Origin of the sequence: Xanthomonas sp. SHU 166, from assembly GCF_000364685.1 — a bacterium.
GTDB classification, from domain to species: Bacteria; Pseudomonadota; Gammaproteobacteria; order Xanthomonadales; family Xanthomonadaceae; genus Xanthomonas_A; species Xanthomonas_A sontii.
Genome location: NZ_AQOJ01000142.1, coordinates 1 through 5,242 on the forward strand (window position 1 = coordinate 1; position 5,242 = coordinate 5,242).

Genomic DNA, 5,242 nt, shown 5'->3' on the forward strand with positions numbered 1-5,242 from the left:
CCGCCGCCTGCAGCGGGCGCGCACGCAGGCTCTCGGTGATGCCGAGTTCGTCGCGCGCGTGCGCGCCCAGCGCATCGTGCGCGGTCAACTGCTCGGCGACCTGGCGGGCCAGGCCGGGGTCCAGCCCGCGCTGGCGATAGATCGCGGTGAGTTCGTCCAGTTCGCTCTGCGGGTCCTCGTGCAGCTCGCGGCGTTCCAGCGCCAGGTCGGCGCGCTCGGTGTCGGCCTGCGATTGCACCGACACGTATTCGCCGGCGGCCATCGACATCGCGCCGGCGACCAGGCCGGCGATGCCGGTGGTCAGCACCGTGGCCGCCGACGCGCCGCTGCTGGCGACGCCGACCACCAGGCCGGCCACGGACAGGATGCCGTCGTTGGCGCCGAGCACGGCCGCGCGCAGCCAGCCGGCGCGGTCGGTGCGATGGCGTTCGGAGTGGGTCGGGCGCATGGCGCTGCCTGCGGCGGAGCGGGAAGGAGACCGCAGCCTAGCCGAGCCGGCGCCGCGAACGCTTGCTGCGTCTCACTCTCGACGCCGTCAGTGGCGCGGCCATGGAATGCTGCAGTGCCGCCGGTAGCGACGCGGGCCCCGCCCCCGGCACGCTATAGTGCGGGCCTTGCGATGGCAGGGGATGGTCCCCACATCGCCTCACCCGCCGTGCGAGTCCTGCCCTTGTCGAGCCCCAGCCACGTTGCCGAGACGCCGATCACCGACCGCGCCGAACTGGTCGAGGTGCTTGCCTCCGGAGAAAAACCCGAAGCGCAGTGGCGCATCGGCACCGAGCACGAGAAGTTCGGCTTCCGGCTGGACGACCTGCGGCCGCCGACCTTCGACGGCGAGCGCGGCATCGAGGCCTTGCTGCTGGGCCTGACCCGCTTCGGCTGGGAGCCGGTGCGCGAAGCCGGGCACACCATCGCCCTGCTGCGCGATGGCGCCTCGGTGACGCTGGAGCCGGCCGGCCAGTTGGAACTGTCCGGCGCGCCGCTGCCGACCATCCACGACACCTGCGTCGAAGTGGGCAGCCACCTCAACGAGGTCAAGCAGGTCGCCGACGAACTGGGCCTGGGTTTCCTCGGCATGGGCTTCCAGCCGAAGTGGCGCCGCGACGAGATGCCGTGGATGCCCAAGGGCCGCTACCAGATCATGAAGCGCTACATGCCCAAGGTCGGTTCGCTCGGCCTGGACATGATGACGCGCACCTGCACGGTGCAGGTCAACCTGGATTACGCCAGCGAAGCGGACATGATCAGGAAGTTCCGCGTGTCGCTGGCGCTGCAGCCGATCGCCACCGCGCTGTTCGCCGACTCGCCGTTCGCCGAGGGCAAGCCCAACGGCTACCTCAGCTACCGCTCGCATATCTGGACCGACACCGACGCCGACCGCACCGGCATGCTCGACTTCGTGTTCGAGGACGGCTTCGGCTACGAGCGCTACGTCGATTACCTGCTCGACGTGCCGATGTACTTCTCCTACCGCGACGGCACCTACATCGACGCCAGCGGGCAGAGTTTCCGCGATTTTCTGCAGGGCAAGTTGCCGGCGTTGCCCGGTGCGTTGCCGACGCTGCGCGACTGGTCCGACCACATGACCACCGCGTTCCCGGAAGTGCGCCTGAAGAAGTATCTGGAAATGCGCGGCGCCGACGCCGGTCCGTGGGGCCGGTTGTGCGCGCTGTCGGCGTTCTGGGTCGGCCTGCTGTACGACGATGCGGCGCTGGGCGCGGCCTGGGACCTGGTCAAGGATTTCAGCCTGGTCGAACGCCACGCGCTGCGCGACGGGGTGCCGAAGCAGGCGCTGAAGCTGCCGTTCCGCAACGGCACCGTGCAGGACCTGGCTGCCGAGGCGGTGAAGATCGCCCTGTCCGGCCTGCGCCGGCGCGCGCGCCTGAACCGCGACGGCCAGGACGAATCGCGCTTCCTCGAACCGCTGGTGGAAATCCTGCATGGCGGCGAGACCGCGGCCGAGCGCAAGCTGGCGCTGTACCACGGCGCCTGGCAGGGCGACATCGACCACGTGTTCCGCGAGTTCGCGTACTGAGTGCAGCGGCGCGCCCGCAGGCCAGCAGAACGATGACCGCGATCGGTGACATGGCGGGCCTGTTCCAGGACGAGCCGAGCAGATGGGGCGGCCGTGGCGATCCGTATCTGTGGCAGGAGATGGTGTCGACCCTGGCCGGCGTACCGTTGCCGGCGACGGCTACGCAGTGCGAGGCGCTGCTCGCCGACACCTTCGCGCGCCTGGTCGGCACGGCGCTGGACGACGCATCCGTCGAGTCGGTCTTCGTGCCGCGCCTCAGCCATGGCGGCATGTCCTCGGGATACGTCAGCCTGGTGTTCTGGCGGGCGACCGCACTGCCGCTGTTGCTGTCGCGTCATGCCGAGGCTGTGGCGCAGCGACGTGCGGGTGCCATAGCGCCGCAAACGCCGCCATGGTGGCGACGGTTATGGCCTTCGCGCTAGACACCTAGCTGCCGCCCATCCGCGCACTGGGCACGTCCCAGGCCAGGCGGCCGCGCGCCGATGGAGTGCGGCTGTACGCCGCCACTGACCTGGCCGAACGCCATGCGACCTTCGAGGTCGCGCGCTGCCTGCCGGGCCATGTGCTGATCGGCGACGACAGCGGCGGCCAAGGCGTGCTGGTTGCGTTGGCCGGACCGGCGTATCCCTCTTTCTCTGCGATCTGGGCGCCGTGGCCGAGGCAGAGCGCGTGCCGCTTGCGGCGTCGTTGCCGGAATGGATGGCGGCGGGAAGCCCGCTTTTGCCGTAGTCGGCGGGCGGGTTGCGCAATGTAAGCTGGTGTCACGTGCACTATGCGTGGCGGGGAAATGCCGTCGCTGTCGCGATCCGAGCGAGAGGCGCTTGTGGTGCCGGAGAGAGCGTCATTGGGGGGATGCATGAAACTGAAGATCGTTGGTGTGGTGTTGCTCGTTGCCTTTGCCGTTTCCGCCTGCGGTCTGCAGGAGCAGGCCGATGCCAAGTTCGGCGACCAGCATTTCAAGACAGTGGTGTCGTTGGTTGAACTGTACAAGCTGCGTACCGGGTCTTATCCCGCGTCGCTGGCCGACCTCACCTTCACCGGTGATTGGGATCAGATCGCCATTGCGTCGGTCCACTACCGGAAGCTGGACGAGGGCTACGAACTCGATCTTGTACGGGGATGGGTGGGGCGCCCGGATCTGCACTATCCGCCGGCATTCTGGAAAGGGCTTGGCCTGCGCAAATCCAATCTCAAGCACGCGCCGTGATGGCACCAGGCATGTCTTCGCGAGCGGTCGTAGAGCGCACGAGCGTTCGACGGCGTCTTTTCGAACGCATTGCGCTTGTGATGGCATCGCTCGGCTGCATGGCATCCGCGCATGCGACCAGCCAATGCCCCACCGACGTTGGTCCCAAGGATCCGCTCATCGATCTGCTCGGATGGGCGGTGGTCGCCAGCGGCGTGGTGCTGGGCGGCTGGCTGTGCGTGCACGTGGTGCGGCGTTCGCGCGGGCTGCGCCGATGGCGACGGGTGGCGGTCGTGCTGGCCGGCGTCGTGGCGATGCTGCTGCTATGGGGTGGCGGCCTGGTGCTGGCGATTGCGTGGTTCTTCATGCGGTGCTAACACTGCCGGCCTCGGTGCGTGCGCGCCGGGTCCGCGGTCCGCGGAGCCACGGGCCACGCCAGCAGGGCACACCGATGACCGATCCGTACAATTCCTCGCCGCCGCGCGCGGCGGTCTCGCCACTGAACGATGCGATGGTGACCACCGCGCTGGAACTTCCCGGCCACCGGATCGTGCGCAATCTGGGCATCGTGCGCGGCATCACCGTGCGCTCGCGCTCCATCGTCGGCAATTTCCTCGGCGGGCTGCAGACGCTGTTCGGCGGCAACATCACCATCTATACCGAGCTATGCGAGCAGGCGCGCCTGGAGACCTACCGGGACATGCTGCAGCACGCGCGGCAGATGGGCGGCAACGCCATCGTCGCGGTGCGCTACGACGCCACCGAGCTCATGGCCGGCCTGACCGAGGTGCTGTGCTATGGCACGGCCGTGGTCGTCGAGCCGAACCAGCGCTGAGTCGATCGACGTGCGGCGGAACGGGGCGCGCCCGGCTCAGCCGTCGACCGCCTGGCACGGCAGCCGCACGCTGACCCGCAGGCCGCCCTCTGGGCGGTTGTCCAGGGCGATCTGGCCGCCATGCGCCAGCACGATGCTGTGCGCCACCGACAGGCCCAGGCCGATGCCGCCGGTGTCGCGGTTGCGCGAGTTCTCGCCGCGGAAGAACGGCAGGAACAGCTTCTCGCGCTGTGCGGGATCGATGCCGGGGCCGTCGTCGTCGATCCACAGCACGCATTCGCCGGCCTCGTGACGCAGCTGCAGGCGTGCGCGCTTGCCATATTTCAGCGCGTTCTCCACCAGGTTCATCACCATGCGCCGCAGCGACAGCGGATCGCCGTCGAGGGTGATGGCGTCGCCGAGCAGCAGCACCACGTCCGCGCCGGTGTCGCTGGCGTCGTCGACCACGCTTTCCACCAGCAGGCGGAAATCCAGCGGCGAGCGCGTGCCGCGGCGGCTGTCGTTGTGGATGAAGTCCAGCGCCGCGGAGATCATCGCCTTCATCTCGTCGATGTCGGCCATGGTCTTCTCGCGCAGCGGCGGCTGCAGTGTCTCCAGGCGGAATGCCAGCCGCGCCAGCGGCGTGCGCAGGTCGTGGGCAATCGCCGCAACCATGTGCGTGCGCTCGTTGATCAGCCGGTTCAGGCGCGCCTGCATCGCGTTGAACGAATCGGCCGCCTGCACGATCTCGCTGGGGCCGCTGCGCCGCAGCGGCTGCGCATCGGGATTGCGGCCGAGCTGGTCGGCCGCCTCGGCGAAGCGCCGGATCGGCGCCGACAGCGCCCGTGAGAACCACCAGGCCAGCGGCAGCATCGCCAGCATGCCGACCAGGAACAGCATCACCACCTGGGTCTTGAATTCGTTGGAGAACCGCCGCGGCGGCGACATCACGCTGCGCCAGTGGCCGTCGGGCTGGCGCAGGGCTGCGGTGAAGCCGTCCAGCAACGGTACCGCCGGGGCGAAGCCGCGTTCGCGCCACCCCACGGCGCGCATGGTCGCGCCGAAGGCGCCATTGCGCGGTGCCTCGCCCGGCGCAGGCGGCGGTTCCGGTGGCGGCGGTTGCTGCGCGGTGGCTGGGGGCGCCACCTCCGCGGGTGCGGGGACGTCGTCGTCGGCCGCCATGGCATGCGGCGGCGGCGGCGGGCGT

General features: G+C 69.5%; 7 protein-coding genes. 5 read left to right on the top strand and 2 right to left on the bottom strand.

Features of this window, described 5'->3' with window-relative positions; genetic code table 11:
* The coding region (locus D180_RS05435; RefSeq protein ID WP_017912000.1) for a VIT family protein at positions 1–448 on the bottom strand (448 nt) is incomplete at its 3' end.
* Between the two features lie 222 nt (positions 449–670).
* Between D180_RS05435 and D180_RS05440 the strand changes: the two genes are divergently transcribed.
* From D180_RS05440 to D180_RS05460, 5 genes are all read left to right on the top strand, one after another.
* A complete protein-coding gene (locus D180_RS05440; RefSeq protein ID WP_017912001.1) occupies positions 671–2,035 on the top strand; it encodes a glutamate--cysteine ligase in 1,365 nt (454 codons plus the stop codon).
* Between the two features lie 32 nt (positions 2,036–2,067).
* The gene (locus D180_RS05445) at positions 2,068–2,457 is read left to right on the top strand and encodes a hypothetical protein (RefSeq protein ID WP_043090527.1); all 390 of its coding nucleotides are present in this window, start codon (positions 2,068–2,070) and stop codon (positions 2,455–2,457) included.
* Between the two features lie 434 nt (positions 2,458–2,891).
* The gene (locus D180_RS05450; RefSeq protein ID WP_017908640.1) at positions 2,892–3,242 is read left to right on the top strand and encodes a hypothetical protein; all 351 of its coding nucleotides are present in this window, start codon (positions 2,892–2,894) and stop codon (positions 3,240–3,242) included.
* Between the two features lie 80 nt (positions 3,243–3,322).
* Entirely contained in the window at positions 3,323–3,598 is a 276-nt protein-coding gene (locus D180_RS05455) for a hypothetical protein (protein WP_017912003.1), read from the top strand.
* A gap of 74 nt (positions 3,599–3,672) precedes the next feature.
* Positions 3,673–4,056, top strand: a complete 384-nt coding sequence (locus D180_RS05460; RefSeq protein ID WP_017912004.1) for a YbjQ family protein — start codon at positions 3,673–3,675, stop codon at positions 4,054–4,056.
* Between the two features lie 36 nt (positions 4,057–4,092).
* Here D180_RS05460 and D180_RS05465 read toward each other — a convergent pair.
* On the bottom strand, positions 4,093–5,242 hold a 1,150-nt coding region (locus D180_RS05465; protein ID WP_017912005.1), incomplete at its 5' end, for an ATP-binding protein.